21 protein-coding genes are annotated in these 20,223 nt (G+C 65.5%); 8 read left to right on the top strand and 13 right to left on the bottom strand.

Annotated elements, in window-relative coordinates:
- Positions 1-56 precede the first annotated feature (56 nt).
- Both WME73_RS04230 and WME73_RS04225 read right to left on the bottom strand, forming a co-directional pair.
- On the bottom strand, positions 57-1,415 hold the full coding sequence (locus WME73_RS04230; protein ID WP_437914831.1) for an FAD-binding oxidoreductase: 1,359 nt from the start codon (positions 1,413-1,415) through the stop codon (positions 57-59).
- Positions 1,412-2,119 (bottom strand): FadR/GntR family transcriptional regulator, encoded by a 708-nt coding sequence (locus tag WME73_RS04225; protein WP_437914830.1) that lies wholly within the window; start codon positions 2,117-2,119, stop codon positions 1,412-1,414. The genes WME73_RS04230 and WME73_RS04225 overlap by 4 nt, the downstream gene beginning before the upstream one ends.
- Here WME73_RS04225 and WME73_RS04220 point away from each other — a divergent pair.
- Entirely contained in the window at positions 2,118-2,609 is a 492-nt protein-coding gene (locus WME73_RS04220; RefSeq protein ID WP_437914828.1) for a hypothetical protein, read from the top strand. The two genes, WME73_RS04225 and WME73_RS04220, sit on opposite strands and share 2 nt — an antisense overlap.
- Here the strand turns inward: WME73_RS04220 and WME73_RS04215 are convergent.
- Positions 2,597-5,443 (bottom strand): tetratricopeptide repeat protein, encoded by a 2,847-nt coding sequence (locus tag WME73_RS04215; protein ID WP_437914827.1) that lies wholly within the window; start codon positions 5,441-5,443, stop codon positions 2,597-2,599. The genes WME73_RS04220 and WME73_RS04215 overlap by 13 nt on opposite strands.
- A 659-nt stretch (positions 5,444-6,102) precedes the next feature.
- Here WME73_RS04215 and WME73_RS04210 point away from each other — a divergent pair.
- Both WME73_RS04210 and WME73_RS04205 read left to right on the top strand, forming a co-directional pair.
- Positions 6,103-6,366 carry a hypothetical protein gene (locus WME73_RS04210; protein ID WP_437914825.1) on the top strand — a complete coding sequence of 88 codons (264 nt, stop codon included), beginning with the start codon at positions 6,103-6,105 and terminating at the stop codon, positions 6,364-6,366.
- A gap of 172 nt (positions 6,367-6,538) precedes the next feature.
- A complete protein-coding gene (locus WME73_RS04205; protein ID WP_437914824.1) occupies positions 6,539-6,682 on the top strand; it encodes a hypothetical protein in 144 nt (47 codons plus the stop codon).
- 462 nt (positions 6,683-7,144) lie between these two features.
- On the opposite strand, the gene WME73_RS04200 is transcribed toward WME73_RS04205, so the two are convergent.
- The 10 genes from WME73_RS04200 to WME73_RS04155 all read right to left on the bottom strand — a co-directional run bounded on the left by WME73_RS04200 (position 7,145) and on the right by WME73_RS04155 (position 15,962).
- Positions 7,145-8,524: a phosphotransferase gene (locus tag WME73_RS04200; protein ID WP_437914822.1), complete on the bottom strand. Its 1,380-nt coding sequence runs from the start codon at positions 8,522-8,524 to the stop codon at positions 7,145-7,147.
- Positions 8,525-8,919: 395 nt separating this feature from the next.
- The gene (locus tag WME73_RS04195) at positions 8,920-9,201 is read right to left on the bottom strand and encodes a hypothetical protein (RefSeq protein ID WP_437743785.1); all 282 of its coding nucleotides are present in this window, start codon (positions 9,199-9,201) and stop codon (positions 8,920-8,922) included.
- Positions 9,202-9,215: 14 nt separating this feature from the next.
- Positions 9,216-9,794 (bottom strand): AAA family ATPase, encoded by a 579-nt coding sequence (locus WME73_RS04190; protein ID WP_437917347.1) that lies wholly within the window; start codon positions 9,792-9,794, stop codon positions 9,216-9,218.
- Positions 9,795-9,863: 69 nt separating this feature from the next.
- Entirely contained in the window at positions 9,864-10,121 is a 258-nt protein-coding gene (locus tag WME73_RS04185) for a hypothetical protein (protein ID WP_437739712.1), read from the bottom strand.
- Complete coding sequence (locus tag WME73_RS04180) at positions 10,118-10,927, bottom strand: ExeA family protein (protein ID WP_437914821.1); 810 nt, start codon at positions 10,925-10,927, stop codon at positions 10,118-10,120. Before WME73_RS04180 ends, WME73_RS04185 begins: the two co-directional genes overlap by 4 nt.
- Positions 10,928-10,929: 2 nt before the next feature.
- On the bottom strand, positions 10,930-12,279 hold the full coding sequence (locus WME73_RS04175) for a helix-turn-helix domain-containing protein (RefSeq protein ID WP_437914820.1): 1,350 nt from the start codon (positions 12,277-12,279) through the stop codon (positions 10,930-10,932).
- A gap of 126 nt (positions 12,280-12,405) precedes the next feature.
- Complete coding sequence (locus WME73_RS04170) at positions 12,406-13,014, bottom strand: hypothetical protein (protein ID WP_437914819.1); 609 nt, start codon at positions 13,012-13,014, stop codon at positions 12,406-12,408.
- Between the two features lie 400 nt (positions 13,015-13,414).
- Positions 13,415-13,765 carry an AAA family ATPase gene (locus tag WME73_RS04165; RefSeq protein WP_437914817.1) on the bottom strand — a complete coding sequence of 117 codons (351 nt, stop codon included), beginning with the start codon at positions 13,763-13,765 and terminating at the stop codon, positions 13,415-13,417.
- A gap of 2 nt (positions 13,766-13,767) precedes the next feature.
- Positions 13,768-15,207: an IS481 family transposase gene (locus tag WME73_RS04160; RefSeq protein WP_437914815.1), complete on the bottom strand. Its 1,440-nt coding sequence runs from the start codon at positions 15,205-15,207 to the stop codon at positions 13,768-13,770.
- 173 nt (positions 15,208-15,380) lie between these two features.
- Positions 15,381-15,962: a hypothetical protein gene (locus WME73_RS04155; protein WP_437743788.1), complete on the bottom strand. Its 582-nt coding sequence runs from the start codon at positions 15,960-15,962 to the stop codon at positions 15,381-15,383.
- A 1,081-nt stretch (positions 15,963-17,043) separates the two neighbouring features.
- Between WME73_RS04155 and WME73_RS04150 the strand changes: the two genes are divergently transcribed.
- The 5 genes from WME73_RS04150 to WME73_RS04130 are packed head-to-tail and all read left to right on the top strand — an operon-like array spanning position 17,044 to position 20,218.
- Positions 17,044-17,346 carry an acyl carrier protein gene (locus WME73_RS04150; protein ID WP_437914814.1) on the top strand — a complete coding sequence of 101 codons (303 nt, stop codon included), beginning with the start codon at positions 17,044-17,046 and terminating at the stop codon, positions 17,344-17,346.
- Positions 17,343-17,693 carry a helix-turn-helix domain-containing protein gene (locus tag WME73_RS04145; protein ID WP_437914813.1) on the top strand — a complete coding sequence of 117 codons (351 nt, stop codon included), beginning with the start codon at positions 17,343-17,345 and terminating at the stop codon, positions 17,691-17,693. Before WME73_RS04150 ends, WME73_RS04145 begins: the two co-directional genes overlap by 4 nt.
- A complete protein-coding gene (locus WME73_RS04140) occupies positions 17,690-18,547 on the top strand; it encodes an ImmA/IrrE family metallo-endopeptidase (protein WP_437914812.1) in 858 nt (285 codons plus the stop codon). The genes WME73_RS04145 and WME73_RS04140 overlap by 4 nt, the downstream gene beginning before the upstream one ends.
- Positions 18,537-19,334, top strand: coding sequence for a thymidylate synthase (locus WME73_RS04135; RefSeq protein WP_437914810.1), 798 nt, complete (start codon positions 18,537-18,539; stop codon positions 19,332-19,334). The genes WME73_RS04140 and WME73_RS04135 overlap by 11 nt, the downstream gene beginning before the upstream one ends.
- A complete protein-coding gene (locus WME73_RS04130) occupies positions 19,331-20,218 on the top strand; it encodes a MazG nucleotide pyrophosphohydrolase domain-containing protein (RefSeq protein ID WP_437914808.1) in 888 nt (295 codons plus the stop codon). Before WME73_RS04135 ends, WME73_RS04130 begins: the two co-directional genes overlap by 4 nt.
- Positions 20,219-20,223 lie beyond the last annotated feature (5 nt).

The following is a 20,223-nucleotide window of genomic DNA, read 5'->3' as shown; positions in this document are numbered from 1 at the left end:
CGCGGCGGCGCCGCGCGGCGCGAGGCGGCGCCGCGCAGCGCGGACATCACGCCACGTCAGCCGTCGATCACCTTTCCGGGGTTGAGGATGCCGCCCGGGTCGAAGGCGTGTTTGATGCGGCGGTGCAGCGCGAGCGACGCCGCGCCGAGCTGGCGGGTGAGGAGGCCGCGCTTGAGCGTGCCGACGCCGTGCTCGCCGGTGATCGTGCCGCCGAGCTCGAGCGCCTGCGCCATCACCTCGTTGAAGGCCGCGACCGCGCGCGCCTCGGCCGCGGCGTCGCTTCCATCGAACACGACCAGAGGGTGAAGGTTGCCGTCGCCCGCGTGCGCCACCGTCGCGATGGTGGTCTGCGTCGCGGCGGCGATCGCCTCGATTCGACGGAACATCTCCGGCAGCTGCGGCAGCGGCACGGCGACGTCGTCGACGAGCACCGTGCCGAGCTCCGCGAGCGCCGTGAGCGCGAGGCGGCGCGCGGTGAGCATCATCTGCCCCTCGCTCTCGTCCTCGGTGGTGGCGATCACCGTCCCGCCGGCGGCCTCGCAGGCCGCCTGCATGCAGGAGAGCTCGGCGGACCCGGGCGCGTCGCTCTGCGCGATCAGCATCGCGGCAGCCTCGGTGTCGAGGCCGAGCGGGCGGAAGCGCTCGACGGCGCGGACGGCCGTGCGGTCCATGATCTCGAGCATCGACGCATCGACCGAGCGGACGATCGCCGCGACCGCCCGGCCCGAGGCCTCGAGCGAGGTGAACGTCGCGACGAGCGTGGTCGCCGGCGGGGGCCGCCGCCGCAGACGCAGCGTGATCTCGGTGATCAACGCGAGGGTGCCCTCGGAGCCGACCAGGAGCCGCGTCAGATCGTAGCCTGCGACGTCCTTGCGGCTCCGGCCGCCCGTGCGGAGCACCGTCCCGTCGGCGAGGACCGCCTCGAGGCCGAGCACGTAATCGGACGTGACACCGTATTTCACGCAGCACAGGCCGCCGGCGTTGGTGGCGACGTTGCCGCCGAGGGTCGAGACGGCGTAGCTCGACGGGTCGGGCGGATACCACAGCCCCCGTTCGTGCGCGGCGGCCTTGAGCTCGCCGTTGAGCGCCCCCGGCTGGACGACGGCGAGCATCGCCGCCTCATCGATCGCGAGGATCCGGTTCATGCGCTCGAAGCTCACCACCACGCAGCCGTCGCTGGCGGTCGCCCCGCCGGCCACCCCGGTCCCGGCGCCGCGCGGCACCAGCGCGGTGCGGTGCCGGGTCGCCCACTGCGCCAGCGCCTGCACCTGGGAGGTCGAGGCAGGCCGCGCCACCGCGACGGGCCAGCCGCCAGGCGCCCAGAGGGCCTGATCGCGGCGATAGCCCTCCAGGATGTCCCGATCCGTCACCAGGCCGTCGCCCAGGACAAGTGCAAGTTCGTCGAGCGGGGTCATGTGCCGTAGAACTCCGAGAGGTGCGCCCTGAGGAGCGTCGCCGCCGACCTCGCGTTACCGCGCTCGATCGCGCGCAGGAGCGCCCGGTGCTCCTCGACCACCCGCGGGCGGATCGCCGCGAACGAGCGCGGCCTCAGCGCCTCTTCGAGGTGGAGCCGGATGCTGTCCTTGACCGCGACCATCACGAGGGCGAGCGCCTGGTTGCCAGAGGCCGCGACCAGCGCGACGTGGAATGCGATATCGACGTCGTGGAACTCGGTGGGGGAGATCTGCTCCCGATCCATCGCCTCGAGCGCGGCGCGCGCCTCGTCGAGGTGAGCGGCGACAGGCGCGGCCGCCGAGCGGGTCATCGCGGCGGTCTCGATCGCGACGCGCAGCTCGATGAGGTCCGGGAGCGACACATTCCGGAGCTGGACCACGTGGGTGAGCGCCTCGCAGAAGCGGTCGACCGCCGCGTCAGGGCTCGCGGCCTGCATCGGCGAGGTCCGGCCGCGCGACGCGAGCAGCCCCTGCGCCTGGAGGTGGCGGAGCGCCTCGCGGATCGTCGCGCGGCTGACCCCGAACTGCTGAGCGAGCTCGCGCTCGGGCGGCAGGCGCTCACCTGACGAGAGCGAGCGATTGAGGATCGCGTCGCGGATCTGGTCGGCGACATCGACGTAGATCGCCGAACGGGACACCGTCCGGAAGCGTGGGGAACTGGTCATGTTGTCCGTTGGTCAGACCAACGTACCGGCGGCAATCCTCGCCGTCAAGACAGAATCGGGAATCCATGCCGGTCAGGTGGGGGGCTCCGGAGGGGTTATTGCCCTCGCCTCGGGCCAGGGAAGGAAGAAGCCCAAGGACGAATCTGCGGTGGCGAACCGGCGCGATCCGTGGGATCCGCCGGGTTTTAGGAGGGGCGTGGCGACGGATCGCAGCCCCTCGGAAGGCGTGGGCCCAACCCGGGCCCAACCGGCGAGCCTGGGTCGTGGAGAGCTCGCGACGGCCGACCCATCGCCTCGGGCCGCGGTGGTTGCCGAGCTTGCCGGCATCCTGAGCCGCGCCGTCGCTTTCGGGGATGACGAGGCGGCCCGGATCCTCTACGGAGCGCTCGGCCGGCTGCTCGGGCTGCCGGCGGCGCCGTATCCGTCCGGCGACCTGCATCCTGACGCCGAGCAGGCATGTCGACTAGAGAGCGCTGTTTATGAGAGGTAGTCGAGGACCAAGATGCACTTGTTCTCGTATTCCTTGTTCCCGATCTTTCTGGAGAGCTGCAGTGCCTCCTTGAAGAATCGTCGTGCTTCCCTGCGGCGGCCTCCCCTCAGCGCTGTTTCGCCGAGTTTCATCCGGCATTCGGCCTCGGCCGTCGCGTTTCCCGCTCGCACGAACATCACCAGCGCACGTTCGAAGAACTCCACCGCCTGCTCACTTCTAGATCCCGCCATTACGATGCAGCCCAAGAGGTAGACGCAATCCGCTTCAGCCCACTCGTCCCCTGCTTGTCGGTAGAGCGAAATTGCTCTCTCACACAGGATTTGAGCCTTATCGTGCTGCGATCGCACTTCCGCAGCGACTGCGAGGCCGCGCAAGCAGCCTGCCTGGTCCAGCGGGGACCCCCTATGCTGGTAGAGCGACAGCGCTTGCTCGAACAGTTTACTAGCCCTCTTGGGCTGTGAGCGCGTTAACGCAACTATGCCCATGCCGAGCAGACTGTCAGCCTCTCCTTTCTGGCTACCAACCTGACGGTGGAGCGAAAGCGCCTGCTCGAACAGCGTTCGCGCTTTCTTGATCTGTGACGTTTGGAGGGCGATGTGCCCGAGAGCGGTGGTGCAGTTCGCATGCCCCTGCACATCCCCCACCAGGACATAGAGCGGCAGTGCACGTATGTACAGCCCGCGGGCTCGTTTGCTCTGTGACTGTTTGAGCGCGAGCTGCCCTAGACCATACAGACAGTTGGCCTCTCCGAGCACTTCCTGATGCTGTTCGCAGAGCGCTCGTGCCCGCTCGTACAGACCGACCGCTGTCGAGTGCTCCGAGCGCACCAGCGCGATCTCTGCCATGCGTTGAATGCAGTAGATCTCGCCTACTACATTACCTATGCGCAGAAAGCGCTCGAGCGCCTGTGTGAATAACGCTCGCGCGTCCTCGTGCCGCCATAGACCCTGCGCTATGCTGCCCATGGCCTCAAGGCAGTTGCCTTCGCCCAGTACGTCGCCCATATGGCGGTACAGCGGCAGCGCCTCGTGGTACATTTCTAACGCGCGCTGGTCTTCGGATCGGGCATGCGCGATAAGCCCGATGCTCCAGCAGCAGTCGGCTACAGCGCGCGTGTCGCCAGCGGCCCTCGCCAGGGCAAGAGCCTTGTCCAGCACAGAAGAACTCATGTGGCCTGTGACGCGAGCGAAATTGGTCAGCGCCCGGGCTGCCTTAATCCAGGGGTGTACCTCGGAGCCCGAGAGCCCCCGTAGGATCATCGCCTGCAGGTTCGCCGTCTCAGCTGCGAGCCGCACGGTCGCCCGCTCTCCCCCTCTCCCGCCTGGCTCGGGGCCGAGCACCTCGGCCAGCGCGCGGTAGTGAGCCATCGCCCGCGCGATGTCCTCCTCGGCGGGCGGATAAGCCAACCGGAGGTGCTCTCGGACCGGCGCGAGCACCCGCAGCCGCCCGCCCTCGAAGTGGGCTAGCGCAAGCTGTGCGAGCACGCGTGCGGCGCCTGCGCCGCCAGCCGGCAGCAACGCTACGAGATCCCGCTGCGCGACTCCATCCGGAAGCACGCCCAGCAAGGTCGCGAGCCGTCGCGCCTCCTCCGACATCCTCCGCGATGTCAGCGATAGCTCCAGAGATGCCGCCCAGCTCCTCTCCCGGTCCCACGGTCGTCCGCCGCGGATCAGAAGCGCCGTTCGTCGCTCGTTCCATTCCTCTGCGAGGTTGGCCAGGTCATTGCCTTGCGCTGCGTGCGCCAGCAACGTGACTGCCAGCGGCACTCCTTGTTGCTTCGCGAGGAGCGGCCTGAGCTCATCGGACCGTCGATGGTCCTGCCCTGCGATCGCGCAGAACACCTCCTCTGCGTCTGCCCCCCCGAGCGGCGTGAGGTGCACCGGCGGGGCCCAGGAGATGCCGCCGGGCTGCGCCATGCCTCGCATGGAGACCATCAGCGCCACCTGGGTCAACGCGGCGAGCTCCGCGAGCAGCGCCTCCGTGCCGGGGACGTCCTGCTCCCAGGGCGTCTCGAGGTTGTCGAGGACGAGCACGGCGGGGGCGCGCGCAAGCTCCACCAGCGAGCGCCGGCGCAGATCTGGACCGACATCGACCCGCAGGGCAGTCGCCATCGCCGCGACGGCAGCGTCGGCGTCCTGTGCGGCGTCGAGACGCACGAAGTATCTCCTCAAGCCGTAGCGCGTCACCACCGATGGTCGGCGCAGCGCGGCCAGGCTCACCGTCGTCTTGCCAATGCCGGCGGGCCCGAGCACCGCCACGCGCGGCGCGGGATCACGCAGGAGCGCGTCCGCGAGATGGGAGACTTGCGCTTCGCGTCCGATGCACGAGCCCGGAGCCGGCAAGACCGGCGCGTGGCGAGCGATGCCCGCCCTGGGAGCCGCGGCCTGCCGCTCGGCGATCTGGTCGACCACAGCCCGGAGCTCGCGCACGATCTCGGTCCAGACGTCGTCATTATCAGGCCGTGCGTTCACGGGCTGGCCACCCGTCGGCAGCGACCAGAGATTGCCGAACGGGGTCCAGTCCCAGGCGCACTGGCGTACGATCACCGGAATGACCACGGCCTCGCCCCGATTATGGCGGTCCAGGGCGTGCGCAACCTCGACGTCGACACAGTAGTCCGAGTCAATGAAATCCGGGCTCACCAGCAGCAAGATGATCTGCGCCGCGGCGAGGTTCTCGCTGATGCGCCCCGCCCACTCCTCGCCGGCACCGATCTGCCGGTCGTGCCAGACATCGATCACGTGGTTCCGCTGAAGCTGTCTGAGGTGCTTGTTGAGCTCCCTGCGGAAGCCATCGTCCTCGTGCGCATAGGAGATGAAGACACGAACGGGCATGCGCGCATCCTCTGGAGCTCTGGGTGGGCGTTCTATATCACAAGGAGAGCGCCTCGCGCAATCCGGCGAGGCGGCCTCATGAACCTGAATGCGCTCCGCGCAGCACGCGGAGGCAGCGCCGTGAGAGCCGCCGGTGATGATGCGTGCGCGTCGCGAGCGCACGTCGATACCATGGGCACCTGCTCTCGCATCTCGCCGCGGCCTGTCCGCGAGTAGTTCTGTCCGCCAGAAGTCCGGCCAGGGATGGCGGGACTTCTGCGCCCAGGCCGTTCACGAGGCGACCGGTCGGTTGCTCGGGTTGCCGGTAGCACCAGCGGGACGAGCAAGTTTGGGCCTATGGTCGAGCCCGCCGGTCGCATCGAGTCGCTGCCGGAGATTTGCCGCTTGCCGGTGCCCGCAGGCTCTGCTGAGATCGTTCACGCCCGGTGTCTGCATCGACGAAGCGCCCGGAGGCACTCAAGAAAGCAATGTCGGCACGGGGCAGGCATGTGCCGGGAGGCAAGCGCCAGGGTGTGCACGGGCAATCAATTTCTCGCCGCGATGGTGCCTGGAAACGTCATCGACGCACTGCGGCTGCCTTGGGGAGTGGCGGGGGAAAGTCATCGTCCATCGATCGCAAGGGTGGCAGCGCGCCCGGATTCCGTGTAAGAGCGGCCGCCATGGCAACCTCTAAGGCAATCGTAGACGCCATCGACACGCTGTACCTCGACCGGAAGGGCTTGATCGGAACCCCCGGCTTCGATGCAGCATCGAAGGCGTGGGACCTCCTGAAGAAAGGGAACGAGGAGTATCACGTGACGATCTGGGCGTTCGCGATGCAGGCCGAGCGGGCAGACCGGGCCGCCTGGGGAACCTTCCGCGCCCTGATTGACGCGTGGTTGTTGGAGCAAACGAAGGGCACATTCTCGTTCCCCAACGTGTGAGGACGGTGGACGTCAAGTCAGTTATCGCATCGGCCCCCATTCACGCTGTGAGCGTCTCATCGCCTGAGATTTCCCGGAGCTCATCAGGCTTGTGCGGCCCGAGGCGGACAGAGCAAACCGGCGTCCAGTTCCGTGTCTAGCCCGACCAGCGCTCAGGATAGCGCCTCCGAGCTTGCTCGAAGGCCCGCTCGCAGGCGGCGAGCAGGTGTTGAGAGTCAAGCTGATCGATGCTCTCTCGCTCGGGCTGGCTGATGGTCATCACACCGGTGAGCGGGCCTCGGTTACGGGCGTGATGGTCGGCCCATCGCTCGCCTGAGCGTGCCGGGGTGCTCGGACGCGTCAAGGGTTCCCTCGCAGAGGTCGGCGACTGCGCCGCCCTTGCCGCGCCCTGCGCGCCCCGGCGGCCACGTCGCGCGGGCGATGGCGGACGGAGCCTCCGGCGGGGGCGCCGGGCACCGGATGGGCGATCGCCGTGAGCCCGTGACCGACCCATGGTCCTGCCTGACCGAAAAGTGGCCTCCAGCCATCATCCACAAAGAGCGCCAACGCCAAGCAACCTGTCGCTTGGTGTGATGTTCATTCGGAACTGGGAAAGGAAGATGGGAGGAATCTAGAGCGTCCCAGAGCACGGCCGCGTTCAACCGTCACAGGCAGCGGTCGCGTTCACACTCGTAAACGACGATGAGGGAAGCCGTCGGGCGAGGGAAGCTCGCGCTATCGATCGTGTTGACCGGCACCGAATCAGATTTGTCGAAAATGACAGGTGTCATGAAATATTTTATTGCCACCCAAACGCATCCGTCAGAAAATTGGCAGTCAATTCGACAAATCTAACGGCTGCCTGCTGGTTCCCTAGCTGAGGCGCAAACCGCAACAAGCCCATTGCCACCAAGAACAGTGGAGCAACATACTCCTGATTCCAATTTGTATCGCCGGGAAATACTTCAGCCGCCTTCTCGCGAAGTCGACGAATCATATTGATTCGAGTATTCAGGTAATCGCATAGCTGTTCGGGAGGATCAGAGTTCCACCCGACCCAGCGCGCAAAGGGCTCGACCTCGTCTGTTCGAAGTTCCGTCCGAAGCGTCAAGAACCGCAAATTGCACTCAAGCAACACGAAGTCCTTAGCAACATGCGCCCTATCCTGTGCCCAGCCAAAATCAATAATAGTGGGCAAACCGTGGTCGCGCAGGATGACATTGCCCGGATGCAGATCACCATGAATAGCACCCATGCGCATCGGGCACCTCATAGAAGCTAGTTTCTCAGTTACCCAAAGCGGGTTTATAGCCGATCCGGTGGATCCGCGGATAAATTTCTGGTCAGCGGCCCCCCAAACGTCTTGCCACCTCTGCCCCCACCTCCCTACGGCATTGTCCCACATTCCGCGCAAATACCAAGCGTACTCATCGCCCAGCTTCACTTCAATCCTGGAGGCCATTCCAAATCGACGATGACAATTCTTAAGCAGATCGTAAACAGAATTAATAGATTGGATAACCCGATCGCTATCGTTACGCGTGAGGGGGCCACGAAGATCTTTTACATCGAACCTTGGGACCTCACCGTCGTTCTTTATAGAGCTTGTAGCCGAACAGATCGACCATAGGACATCATACCCATCTTGTCTTTCGTCCAGAAACAGCGGTATGGCAAAATTGTCTTTATTGTCATAGGCAAAAGGCTTGATGCTTGTTGCATTGTCATGCTCTTCGCGCAACTTGCTGGATTTCGAACCGGATCGAGCTAGCGTCTTGATTACAATCGGATGGGAGTAGAGGCGACCGAGGTTTTCCTCAGAAAAGTAGCCGATCAATACTAGACTTCCACTTCGGCCTTCCATTTGGCCGATGCGATTGAGTGGTAGGAGCGTAAGCTTGACTTTGCTCGGCTGGGTATTGGCAAATTCGGGCAGCTTAAGCACCGGCCAGACCGCTTCCTGAACGTGCCAGACCGGCCTAATAATCTCTGGTGCCGTGAGTTCCATTTTATGGTTGAACACCTGCACCATTAGTTTCTCGGCTGAATGCCTGATCGCCGTCAGCCGCATGTCCTCCATCGCTTCAAAAGAACATTGTACGGTTATGTTCGGACCGTTACCATCCTCGTCAGCGCTGTGTCCACCGGGAGCATCGTGAGATATCGTTATGGCGGTCATACTAGATTATTTCATTCTGGCGGAATTTGGCCGATGCTTACCCGACGGCAGGGGGCAGGCGACAGGGCCAAGGAGCTGCAGGAGATGAAGCCGCACCGGACGGCTGTGCTCAAGTAGACCGGCAAGACGGCGCAGGCAAGAGGTACCTTGGTGAGGCTACGTGTTCCGACACACTCGGACATCTGTTCCGCCGGGACTTGGACATGAGCGTGCTCGCGAAGTTTGAGGGGGTGCCGAGCACGAAGATTGAGGGACGCGCGGCGTCATGGCGGTCGCGGCGTTGGGCATGGCCGGGCCGCGACGCCAGGACGGACACGAGCACGAAGTTTGAGGGCCTTTGAGCGCGAAGATCGAGGGACGCACGGCGTGATGAGCCGTGCGCGGGCGGGGTCGCCTCAAAACGGGATGTCGTCGCCGGGCTGCTCGTCGCCGAGCGCCCGCGAGTGATCGGCAGGGAGGAAGGCGCGGTAGCTGTCGAGCGCGGCGTGGAGCTCGCGGACGGCCTCGAAGATGCGGCTGGCGGCGCGCAGGCCCGGATTGCGGGGCGCGGGCGCCTCGGGGGGCGCGAGCAGATCGGGGTGCTGCGCGAGCAGGACCTGGATGAGGAAAAGCAGCGTCGCGTCGAGCAGCGCGAGGGGCTCGGGGATCGGCAGCGTGACGTTGGTGGTGCGTGGCATGGGGGCCTCCGGGTTCACCGTTTGCGGTTCGCGGACTTGGGCTTCGGGGCCGCGCCGAAGACCTCGAGAAAGAGCTTCTCGTCGAGCCGCGGCAGCTCGCGCTCGGCGGCGGCAGCGAGCAGTTCGTCGGCGAGGTTCATGAGCACGCGGTAGTTTCCGGCGGAGTGGTCGGCGAGCGTGGCCTTGAGCTCCGCGGTCATCAAGGAGGGGTTGCCCGCAGCGGCGAGCACGTGGTCGAGGCAAGCGAGCAGCTCGTCGCGAGAGGCGTAGTCGAGGACGAGCCGGCGACGGATGCGCGAGCCGAGCGGCAAGAGCTCGGCGGTGCGGAGACGCTCGGGGAGACGGGAGTCGCCGGCGAAGACCACGCAGAGCAGTTGCCTCGAATCGAAGTCCTTGCTGGAGAGGATGCGCAGCTCGTTGAGCACGGGCGTGCTCGCCTCCTGCGCCTCATCGAGGATCAGCACGGGCCGGCGAAGCGTCGTGGCGAAGTGCTCGGCCCAGCGCGCGCGAAGCGCCTTGAAGCCTGCTGTTACCGAGCAGGCTGTTTGATGGCCGGAAGATCCGGCTCTGTGATGGCCATCATCGAGCTGGATCTCCGCTCACCGCGATTGCAGCGAGGCGATGCGCCGGGTGACTGCGGCGGTCGCAGAGCGCCGGCGCTCTCAGTCGATGCGGAGGGGGAGGCGGTCATCGCCGTCGAGGACGGCGTGGTAGCGAGCGAGAGCGTCGTCGAGCCGATTGAGGTAGTGGAGCACGACGTCGACGGCGTAGAGGCGAGGGCAAAGCGGATCCGGGTCGCCCGGGTAGCGCGCGGTGAGCGCGTCGCGGGCGAGCGCGAGGGCCGCGACGAGGGCGGCGGCTGCGCTGCCCGCGGCGTCGCCGCGCCGCGTGTCCCCCTCGGCCAGGGGGACGGGGTTCATCCGGCCTCCTCTGCGTCCAGCTGCAGGATGCGGCTCAGGACGTCGCGCTCGACGAGCTTGCGCTTCTTGCGCGCAGCGGCGCGGAGCGCGGCGGTGGCGAGTCGATCGGTGTCGCGCAGGCTGCCAGCGGCCGCCTCGTGCAGCATCGCGATCGCGTCCGAGGTGAAGAGCTCTTTCGTGCAGCCGACTCGGCCGAGACGTACACGCAGATAGTCGGCCGTATCGTCCGGCGTGAGCGGGTCAATGGTCAATCGGTAATGGAGGCGTGAATACAGGGAGCGATTGCGGCGCACGCGGAGCCGCTCGCCGAGCTCGGGCAAGCCAAGCAACACGAGCGAAAGCAAAGCGCGGCTATCCCAGGCGTAATTAAGGAGTATGTGAAGATGATCGAGTGTGTCCTGATGAAGTAGATGGGCCTCGTCGAGGACGAAGACCGGAAATACGCGCTCCTTCGCGAGCTCCTCGACGTGCGTGCTGACCGCGTAGAAGACGTCTCCAGCGGTGCTGCAGCGCGCGAGACCGAGGGCCAGACAGAGCTGGCGATAGAAGTCCCGGCGTCCAAGCGTCACGTTGGCGCAGTAGGTCAAGCGAAACGTCTGCGGCGAAAGGGCATGACGGAGCGCGCGGAGCAGACACGTCTTGCCGACGCCGGGGTCACCGGCGAGCAGCACGCTCTTTCTGGCGTGCACCGCCTCGATGAGCATATCGAGGAGCATCTGCTTGGACGGGGGGAGCCAGAGCTCGCCGTCTTCGACCTCCTTGGAAAATGGCTCTGCGGTGAAGCTGAAGTAGCTGCAGAAGTCCATGGTCATCCCTCCTCGTCACCGCGAGGCGTCCGTCCGAGAGCCTTGTCCAGGAGCGCTTTCGGCGGGTCGAAGGGGACGCGCGCCTCGTGAGCGACATCGAGGTTGCAGGCCGGTCGCGGCCGCTGGGCGTTCTTCACCGGATCGACCCGGTGCAGGGCGAAGCGTTTGCCCTCGTGTTCGATCCAGGGCGGCTCGTTCGGCGTGACGAGGCACCTCGACACCGTGACGAGGTGGCCGGCGAGGAAGCCGAGATCGGTCTCCCAGTCCTCCCCATCCATCGAGAGCGTGCTGTCACGCCGCACGCGCCGGCGGGCCTGGGTCGTGAGCGCGTCACGCAGCTTCCGCTCGTCGAGGTCGTCGGTGACGTGGGGATACTCCTCGTAGACCTGCGCGGGGGACTTGCCGAAGAGCGCCGCGTGCGGTGTGCGGTGGTAGTGCTCGTCGACCCATGCGTAGAGCCGGACGTTGAGGTCGTGGAGCGACCCGAGCGCTCCGGTGAAGTCCAGGCACCTCTCGCGCAACGTCCTCCAGAAGCGCTCCATCTTGCCGCGCGCGGGGGCGTCGTACGGGCGGGCGTGGATCAGGGTGGTGCCGAGTCGCTCGCACGCAAGGTGCAAGGTGTGCCCGCGGTAGGTCGAGCCGTTGTCCAGGTAGAGGGCGTCGGGAGCGCCGTGCTTGCGCAGCGCCCGGATGAAGAGCGCCAGCATGTCGACCTCCCGCTCGGCGCTCATCGCCTCGATCGCGAGGACGTACCGCGAGGCGTCGTCGAGCAGCGCGTGAATGCGCACCGGCGCCGGGCTGCCGTTAACGAGGATCGGCGACGCGTGACATACATCGCCGTGCCACAGAGCGCCGGGATGCTCGGCCTGCCAGCGCAGCCGCACCTTGCCGCCCGTACGATCGCGCAGCGCGACGCGATCGAGGTGGTGCTCGGCGTACAGCCGTCGCACCGTGGTGGCGGAGATGGTGCCCTTGTCGATGCGGCCCGCCGCGATCAGGGTGTCGAGGATGAGCGAGACCGAGGCGCTCGGGTGCTCCTCTCGGATCTCGAGCAGCATCTGTCGTTGCTCGGGGGTGAGCTCGCGCGCCCGCCCCTTGTCCTTGCGGGGCTTGGGGCGTAAGCCCTCGAGACCTTCGGTCTTGTACGCGTAGTACCAGCGCTCGAGCGTGGGGACGGAGTAAGTGCACGGAGAATGGGCGCGCGGTGGGCGAAACCGCTGCTTGCTCAGGTCGGCGAGCGCTTCGGCGAGCTCTCCGCGGTCGAGCTCGCGGTGCATGAGCGAGCCAATGATCTCGCTGCGATAGAGCGCCACCGCTTCGGCGTGGTCCTTCGGCTGGAGGGGGTCTTGCACGTCGTGTCCTTTCCGCGCCGGTGACACCGCACCGGCCGCACAGCCATCCAAGCGCAATGCGCTTCGCCGACCGAGGATCCAACCGGGTGGGGTCCGGCATGAGCTCGGCGAGCGGGCCGCTTGCCATCACGCAGCCCGCACGGCGCCCGCCATGACGGCGGCCTCGGGGACCTCGGCCGCAAAAGGCGCCATCGCGATGAGCGTCATCGCGGCCCGCTCGGCCCGCTGCCGCAGCGTTGCAACGAGGGGACTGGGGCGGACCGCCGCAAAGAGGCGCTCCTGGTCGATGGCGCGTAGCCAGCGCCGCACGGTCACCCAGCTGTCAGCATCGAAGCTGGCGGACCAAGGGCTGACGCGCCGCCGCACCTCGATGAGCGCTGCACCGGCGACGCCGACGAGCAGCAGGGCCAGACCGATCGCCGTCGCGGCGAAGTGCCGTCGCGGCGCGACGCCCCGCGGCACGACCGTGATCGCGGCGCTGCAGCGGCGGCATCGATAGCGGCGCGCCTCGATCGTGACGAGTCCGCCGCGCTCGCCGGCAGCCAGCGGCCCGCGCACCTGCCGCGACCGCGTTCCGTGACCCCACAGCCCCAACCCACCCCCCAGCGGGCACCCCGCCGCGCCGCAACGGGGGCAGCGGGCTGGCCGCGCGCGCTCTACGGTGGGCGGGGAAGCGAGCCAGCCTTTGACATCGAGGTCCAAATGGACGATCTGTTGAGGGCTCCGCTCTTTCAAGCGATTCGGAGCACGACGGGAGGGGGCACGCGGCCAAACGAGCTCCTCCCGTCGCCTATTTTGTGGCCGGCGCCGCGCCGATGCTCCGCTCCTGCCGCTGACCTACTCCGTTCGTTACGCCGACGGGCGAGGAGTCGTGCTGGTAATTTTCGAGAGGCGAACGGAATGCGCGCTCCCTCTTTTCCTGTGCTCCTGGATTCGACCAACGCGAGCATGCTCAGGAGTAGCTACGCTGAGAATTTTGTCGGACTCGGCGCAATGCATGGCCGGGGAGCCCCCTGGCAGCTTGCTGCCCTCGGACATCCCCGTCATCGCACCTGATCCGCCTCGGTGATGGTGTTCTTCGGTGGGTCGAGCACCCTGCCATCAAAGAGCTGGATCGACAGGCGCACCATCGGCATCAACGACGGTGCTCAGTAACACCTGCCCAGCGGTTGCTGGACGAGAGCGGGACTCCGAAGAGATCACCGAGCTCGCGGTAGAAGTCGCCGGCCCTGCTCTGGGGATGCTCGATGGTGCCGACCACCACGTCGGTCAGGGCGCCGAGCCGCGCAGCGAGCAGGCGCAAAGCGATGCTCTTGCCCGTGCCGGGATCGCCGGTGAGCATGGCGAAGCCGCCGTGGGCCAAACCGAGCTCGACGCGACGAAGGAAGGTGTCGACGGGCGGCGAGACGTAGAGGGCCTCCGCGGGTACATCGGCGCGGAAGGGAATGTACTTCAAACTGTAGAGAGACAGGAGTCGACTCATCATGGTCAATCCTCCTCCGTGTTCTTGGGCAGGTAGGCGGGCGGCAGGCCCGTGGCCGCGTACTCGGCCATCAGCTGGCGCAGGAGCGGCGCGATACCGGGGGGCTTCCTCGACGGAGCCAGCGGCGCGGTGATCTCGGTGAGCGCGCGACGCGCGCGGTCCGCGTTCCTCTCCTTGTCGAGCGGAAAGAGCGTGGCGAGGTGCGCGCCCGAGCGCGGGTCGACGAGCTCTGCGCTGGAGAGATCCCAGCGCGCGACACGAATCCGTGGACGTTCGAGCACTCGGTAGGCCGAGGGAACCTCGAAGCGCACGCCCTCGATCGTGACCGTCCCGTCGCTCCGGCGCTGGTGGCGCGAGATCTCCATGCGGAAGGCCCGGCGCAGCGCCTCGGAGTCGGGGCTCGGGCGGCTCACGTCGGGGCCTTCGAGGTAGCGTTCGAGCGGAGTCTTCTTGAGCTCGCCGTGGACGGTGCGGTGATACTCCTGCTCGACCCACGCCTGGGTCGCGGTGTTGAGCAAGTCGAGCGTGAGGTTCGGTTCGCCCTCGAGCATCGGCATGAGCCGCCCTTCGACGAGCGTCCAGAAGTGCTCTTGCTTGCCGTTCTGATGAGGGCTGTTCGGCAGCGTGAGATATTGCGCGATGCCGAGCCGCTCGAGCCCCTCTCGCATCTCGGCGGCCTTCATGGCACCTCCACGATCGCTGTAGGCGCCGCGCGGCAGCCCCCGCTTCTGGATCCCCTGGCTGAAGCCGTGCACGAGGTTCTCGGTGTTCTCGCAGTCGAGGTACCACTGCGCGTGGCAGCACACCCGCGAGCAGTCGTCGAGCAGGCCGAAGAGATAGGGTGTCGTCAGCTCCCCGCTGGCCGTGATGACCTTTCGCTTGCCCTCGTGGAAGTCGTAGTGCCAGAGCGCGTTGACATAGGCCAGCTCGTACGAGCGCGTCTCGCGCGGCACGATCTCCGATTGGACCGCCCTGCCTTGGCGCCTCCTCTGGATGCGATACATGCCGTGGGCCTTCATGAAACGGCGCACTGTGGTGTAGCTGGGCACCGGGTCGAGCGCGGGGGTTGTCTTTGCGAGCGCGACGAGGTTGTCGTGGTGGAGCTGCCAGGTCCAGCGCGGGTGATCGCGATACTGACTCTCGATCGCGGACGCGACCGCTGTCGTGATTCTCGGCTGCGAGCCGGCGTGCTTCGGGACCTTGCGCGCGAGCACGCTGATCGGGTCATCCGCGCTGCGCGCCGCGTAGTACATGCGCTCGATGGTCTTGGGCGAGAGCCGGATCACCGAGCCCTTGGTCGGGTGTCGCCAGGACTTCGCGGCGAGCTCGGCGATCCGACTCGCGAGCTCGCCGGGCTCCGGCGGAGAGGCGAGCAGGTGGCTGATGATGGAGAAGCGCATCCGCGCCCAGCGCAGGCGCATGGGCGCCTGGTCGTCGTGGCTCATCGATTCCTCCTCCGGATCGAAAGGCGCAGACGGGCCCTTGGCGGGCGCGCGCGCGTCCGGTGCTCGTGGCTCATGAGGTCTCCTGCGCGGTCGGCGAACGGACCTACCGGGCGGGGAAACCCTATCTCACCGCGGAATCCACGCCGAATGACATCTTCTGCGTGGCGCCGTGGTCATGCGATGTCCCTCAAAAAACGTGATCCATCGAGGACCGAGCCCGTCGTGAGCGGCGCGAGCAGGTGGAGCATCGTGCCCATCTGCTCGTCGGCCGTGCCGGGAAGCCGTTCGATGATCGACCTTGGAATCCCGCCGATATCGACGCCGACGAGCCGGGTGCGGATCGCGAGCAGGACCTCCTTCGCGAGGAAGGGGCCGCGCCACCAGGCGAGCCATCGGCGCGTCGTCCTCCGCGGAACGCCGGTCGGCTGCGCGCCGGCGGTGCCGAGCGCCTGCGCGGCGAGGCTCGCCACGATCACGACGACGCCGAGGTACACGCGTGGGCCGAGGAATCGAAGCGACGGGGGCGTCGCGCGCCGCCGGCACCCCTCGCGGCCGCAGCAGAAGCTGAAGCGGACGACGAACGCTTCGCCCTCCGGCGCGATGAGCGCGCCCCGCGGCTTGCGGGTGTAGTTGCCCGCGTGCAGCGGCCCCCCGCACGCCGGGCACCGGCTCGCCGCAACCCGCCGCGCGATCGCCCGGTCCAGGGCCTCCAACGTCGCGAAGAACTCGCCCTTGAGCGTGAATTGATCGAACATGGGCTCCTCCGTTTCTGGCAACTCGGAGGCGAGCCCCCTCGGAGGACTTCGACAAGTTTTCTGAGGGGGCTTCGTTTGTCGCCCCTCAAAGAACGCGCTCAGGAGGACGCCCGGGGGCCCCCATCTTCTTGGCGCTGCTCAGACACCCGTTCCGGAGCACGATGACGCGCTCGGAGCGGAGCGACGAGTCTCGTTCCACAGCGGAAGTGCGCTGCAGCAGAGTAGTGAGGGAGCGGTCGATGGCTCGGTACACGGACAGGAACGAGGGAGTACAAGCGTGCGGAACTCGGGAGACTGGCGGATCACCTCCGGCGAGAGATCGAGCAGCTCGGGGAGGCGAGCATGTCGGCGGGTGTTGGCTTCCCTGTAGATGACGGCTGGCGGCCACCCTTCGCTCAGCCCCGCATAGCTCGTAGCGAGCGGAGCTATCGCACGCGGCTCCTGTCTCGGGTCCAGGCGTCAAAGCGCTCTTCTGGCGAGGGATGCAGCACACGGGCGGGTGGGATCCACCGCGACTTTAGGGCTGTCCCCCCCAGTCCGTCCGGTCACGTTGCACCCGACGTCGCAGGGCACGCTCGCTGGAGATCGTCGTGCCGGACGGTGCGGCCGTCCGACTCCCGCCGACGTTCGACGGGGACACGCTGGCGCGCGCGATTTGCGCGCGCCAGCGCGCCCATCGATCCCCGGCCGCGTCGCGATCTAAGCAGCCACCGAGCCGCTCGACGTACACCCATCATTCGTCGGCCTCGCCGCCGTTCCACGCCCCACGTGGATCTCGGCGTGGGGGGCACCCTCAGTCGAGCCGGCGGAGCACGGCGCCCCTTCCCGGGTCAAGCCGGCAGAGCACGGCGTCCCTTCCCGGTCGAGCCGGCGGAGCACGGCACTCCGCAAGGTCGCCGCGCAGACGCACGACGCGGATGGTGCAACGGCCCCCTTGCAAACCTGTCGCAACGTACTAGTCGACCGAATTACATCCAGGACGGAACTCGCCTCGGGGACGCGATGCGAGGACGTTACCGACCCATCGCGTCTCACCGCCGCCCTTGACAGCGCCAGACGAAGTGGTAACGTTTCCTTACCGATGGTAACAGCATCAACAACCACACAGCATGTCAAGGAAGCCCTCATTAAAGTGCTGGTCGACGTCCAGCAGATCAGCGGGTGCAAGTGTCCAACTCTGGACGAATCGACAAGGCCGATCGGGGATCTGGAAGGTTTCGACAGCCTTCGAGGTCTGGAGGTGACCGTCAGGATCGAGGCCGCGCTTGGGTGCTCCTTGGGCACTGAGAACATTTTCGTCTCAGACAGTAAGAAACGAGCGGTCCGCTTGAAGGAGGTCGTCGATCGCATCGCCAAGAGCTTGGAATCCCAGAGGGCGGCATGACGGAACTGCGGAGCGAGCTCGCCGGTCGGTTGCGGATCGCTCGTGAGCAAGCTGGCCTCTCGCAAGGACAGGTCGCAAAGATGCTTGGCATGCACCGACCAACGATCTCGCAGATCGAGGCTGGGGTTCGCCGCGTTCAAGCTGAAGAACTGACGCGCTTCGCGGAGCTCTACCACGTGTCAGTGGCCTGGCTTTCCGGAGAGGGTAGACGGAGCGATGACCCTCACCAAGCGAAGGTTGAACTCGCAGCCCGGGAGCTAGCGAAGCTCAAGAAGGACGACCTTGACCGTGTGCTGGCGCTGTTGTCGTCGCTGCGCGAGCCGAACGCAGGTGGGACCAAGCGATGACGGCGAGGCTCCTTCTTGCCCGCGAGGCGGCAACGGCCGCGCTGCGCTTGCGAGCACGGCTCAAGCGTGGCTTTGACGGGCCAGTGTGCCCGTACGGCGTTGCCGAAGAGCTAGGCATTCGAGTTCGCTTCGAGCCTCTCGCCAGTCTTGAAGGAATGTACTCGCCAGAAGGACCAACGATAGTACTTGGTAGCATGCGTCCGCGAGGACGTCGGGCGTTTAACTGTGCCCACGAAGTCGGGCACCACGTTTTTGGTCACGGCTTTCGAATTGACGAGCTTCTCGCGCAGAATTTGAGTGAGGATCGACTCGACCCGGCGGAGTACAGTGCTAACCGTTTTGCAACCGCCCTCCTTATGCCCAAGGTCGCCGTGGAACGCGCTTTCGCTGAAAGAGCTTGGCACATGGGTTCGTGCACGCCGGCACAGGTGTACACCGTCGCGTGCACCTTCGGTGTCGGCTACACTACACTCATCGCCTGCATGGAGCGAGTGCTCTGTACTGTCTCTGCGACGCACGCACGCAACCTTCGACGACACACTCCGAAGACGCTGCGCCGCCAGCTACTAGGCGTGAATGTCGACGGAAGTCTTGTGGTCGTCGACGAACACTGGGGTCCTCAACCAGTAGATATCGAGGTCGGCGATCTTGTGCTGCCACCTCCCAACGTAATCTGTTCAGGAACGTCGGTTCAGCGGGAACTTATCGGTGACACTGCTTGCATTCGCGGTGTTGCACCGGGCATTGCGCACGTGGCCAGTTTACGTTGGACTGGCACGGTGAGAGTCTCCAAACGTCATTATCGCGGATTGAGTGTCTATCGCCACTTTGAAGATCCTGACTATGAAATCTAGTGAACGTTACATTGAAGACGATAATCTATCATTCGCATGGATCCGTGCCATGCGTCTTGTTACGGTCAACCGTGGCGGCAGCGAAGTCGCGCCTCTAATCGTATCCGTTACTGGTTTCGATGACGGCGTCGTCAGAGAGAACGGTGCAATTCGGAAAGTCCTGGACGAAACTCTGTTAGCACTAGGCAAGCAGCAGTGCTCCACCGTGGCGGGCACGATCTTCCCGAAGTCGCTTTGGAACCCAAGGCAGCCACGTGCACAGCTTTTTCAGCGCTACGAGGCCATCCTGCCGAAGCTACGTGCGGGATGGCGGAAGAACACACGCGGGCTCTACTTTGAACGCCTCACCCGAGGGGGACCGAAGGGCGCAGAGAATCAGCTACAGTTTGTGCTCTCCCAGGCGACCAGCCGGCGCGGCGTCCGTCGGAGTGCTCTGCAGCTGGCCGTGTTTGACCCGGCGCGAGACCACTCGCCGTCCGCTCAGCTCGGATTTCCTTGCCTGCAACACGTAACGTTCGCTCCGACAAAACGCGGACTCACAGTAAACGCGTTCTACGCTACCCAGTACCTCGTTGAGAGAGCGTACGGAAATTATCTTGGCATTTGCCACCTTGGCCAATTTGCCGCGCACGAACTAGGTGTTCCGCTTGCTAGAATGACGTGTTTCACCGGGATCGCCATTCGAGATGTGAGCATCAAGCATGTTAAAAGGGTGCTCGACGTGGGGGAGTCTGAGCTTCGCTCGGCCGAATACAAGAATAATGCTGCGATTGGAGAAGAAGAATGAATATTGACGAATTCCAACGGTTGGCGCAGGAGACAGATCAGAGGCCCGGCAATGAAGGCGATGCGCTGATCATTCCGCTTCTCGGGCTCGCAGGCGAGGCCGGGACACTCCTTTCAGAGTACAAGAAGCAACTACGTGACGGTCCTGCGCACAAATTATTCAAAGAGCGCGTGGCTGAGGAACTCGGTGACATTCTTTGGTACGTTGCGAACGTTGCGACGAAGAACGATCTTTCACTTGAGACTATTGCGCACAAGAACATCGAGAAGACGCGCGACCGATGGGTTGGGGAGAGCCCTGCGGCAGTGCTCTTCGACGACGCTTGTGAACCCCATCAGCAGCTTCCGCGCTCGTTTGCGTACATCATTGCGTACCGTGAAGTGAACGGGGCACACAAGGTTGTGCTTCTCGATCCAGACGACCCCACCGGGCAGCCGGTTGGTGATCCACTGACCGACAACGCTTACGAAGACGACGGGTACAGATTCCACGACGTCTTGCACCTCGCAAACGCTGCGGTTCTGGGGTGGTCGCCTGTCTTGCGAAGCCTCTTGAAGCGCAAGCGTAAGGACATGCCGAAGGTTGACGAGGTTGAGGACGGCGGGCGCGCTGCCGTCATCGAGGAGGCCATAGCCGCGCTGGTCTACGAGTACGCTGTGCGCCACAATTTCCTAGCCGGCGTGGAGCGTGTCGACTGGGATCTCCTCCTAACCATCAAGCGACTGACTGCCAACCTTGAAGTGCGTGTACGGTCCGAAGCAGAGTGGGAACGTGCGATACTGCTCGGATTTCGCGTTTGGCGTGCTGTTCGCGAGAACAATGGAGGGCTGGTGCGCGGAGACCTTGGCGCGCGTTCGCTAGAGTTCGCTCCAGCGCCGGCGTGATTTCA

The sequence above is a fragment of the Sorangium sp. So ce302 genome, from assembly GCF_051530145.1.
Lineage (GTDB): Bacteria > Myxococcota_A > Polyangia > Polyangiales > Polyangiaceae > Sorangium > Sorangium cellulosum_B.
This window is presented reverse-complemented; position numbering and strand designations above follow the sequence as displayed.

What these genes read in the sequence shown, in the direction of transcription:
- WME73_RS04200 (WP_437914822.1), bottom strand. Translation starts at nt 8,524, where the DNA reads ATGACCGCCATAACGATATCTCACGATGCTCCCGGTGGACACAGCGCT.
- WME73_RS04195 (WP_437743785.1), bottom strand. Translation starts at nt 9,201, where the DNA reads ATGCCACGCACCACCAACGTCACGCTGCCGATCCCCGAGCCCCTCGCG.
- WME73_RS04215 (WP_437914827.1), bottom strand. Translation starts at nt 5,443, where the DNA reads ATGCCCGTTCGTGTCTTCATCTCCTATGCGCACGAGGACGATGGCTTC.
- WME73_RS04220 (WP_437914828.1), top strand. Translation starts at nt 2,118, where the DNA reads ATGTTGTCCGTTGGTCAGACCAACGTACCGGCGGCAATCCTCGCCGTC.
- WME73_RS04210 (WP_437914825.1), top strand. Translation starts at nt 6,103, where the DNA reads ATGGCAACCTCTAAGGCAATCGTAGACGCCATCGACACGCTGTACCTC.
- WME73_RS04135 (WP_437914810.1), top strand. Translation starts at nt 18,537, where the DNA reads ATGAAATCTAGTGAACGTTACATTGAAGACGATAATCTATCATTCGCA.
- WME73_RS04185 (WP_437739712.1), bottom strand. Translation starts at nt 10,121, where the DNA reads ATGAACCCCGTCCCCCTGGCCGAGGGGGACACGCGGCGCGGCGACGCC.
- WME73_RS04155 (WP_437743788.1), bottom strand. Translation starts at nt 15,962, where the DNA reads ATGTTCGATCAATTCACGCTCAAGGGCGAGTTCTTCGCGACGTTGGAG.
- WME73_RS04225 (WP_437914830.1), bottom strand. Translation starts at nt 2,119, where the DNA reads ATGACCAGTTCCCCACGCTTCCGGACGGTGTCCCGTTCGGCGATCTAC.
- WME73_RS04180 (WP_437914821.1), bottom strand. Translation starts at nt 10,927, where the DNA reads ATGGACTTCTGCAGCTACTTCAGCTTCACCGCAGAGCCATTTTCCAAG.
- WME73_RS04140 (WP_437914812.1), top strand. Translation starts at nt 17,690, where the DNA reads ATGACGGCGAGGCTCCTTCTTGCCCGCGAGGCGGCAACGGCCGCGCTG.
- WME73_RS04145 (WP_437914813.1), top strand. Translation starts at nt 17,343, where the DNA reads ATGACGGAACTGCGGAGCGAGCTCGCCGGTCGGTTGCGGATCGCTCGT.
- WME73_RS04230 (WP_437914831.1), bottom strand. Translation starts at nt 1,415, where the DNA reads ATGACCCCGCTCGACGAACTTGCACTTGTCCTGGGCGACGGCCTGGTG.
- WME73_RS04160 (WP_437914815.1), bottom strand. Translation starts at nt 15,207, where the DNA reads ATGAGCCACGACGACCAGGCGCCCATGCGCCTGCGCTGGGCGCGGATG.
- WME73_RS04130 (WP_437914808.1), top strand. Translation starts at nt 19,331, where the DNA reads ATGAATATTGACGAATTCCAACGGTTGGCGCAGGAGACAGATCAGAGG.
- WME73_RS04165 (WP_437914817.1), bottom strand. Translation starts at nt 13,765, where the DNA reads ATGATGAGTCGACTCCTGTCTCTCTACAGTTTGAAGTACATTCCCTTC.
- WME73_RS04150 (WP_437914814.1), top strand. Translation starts at nt 17,044, where the DNA reads ATGGTAACAGCATCAACAACCACACAGCATGTCAAGGAAGCCCTCATT.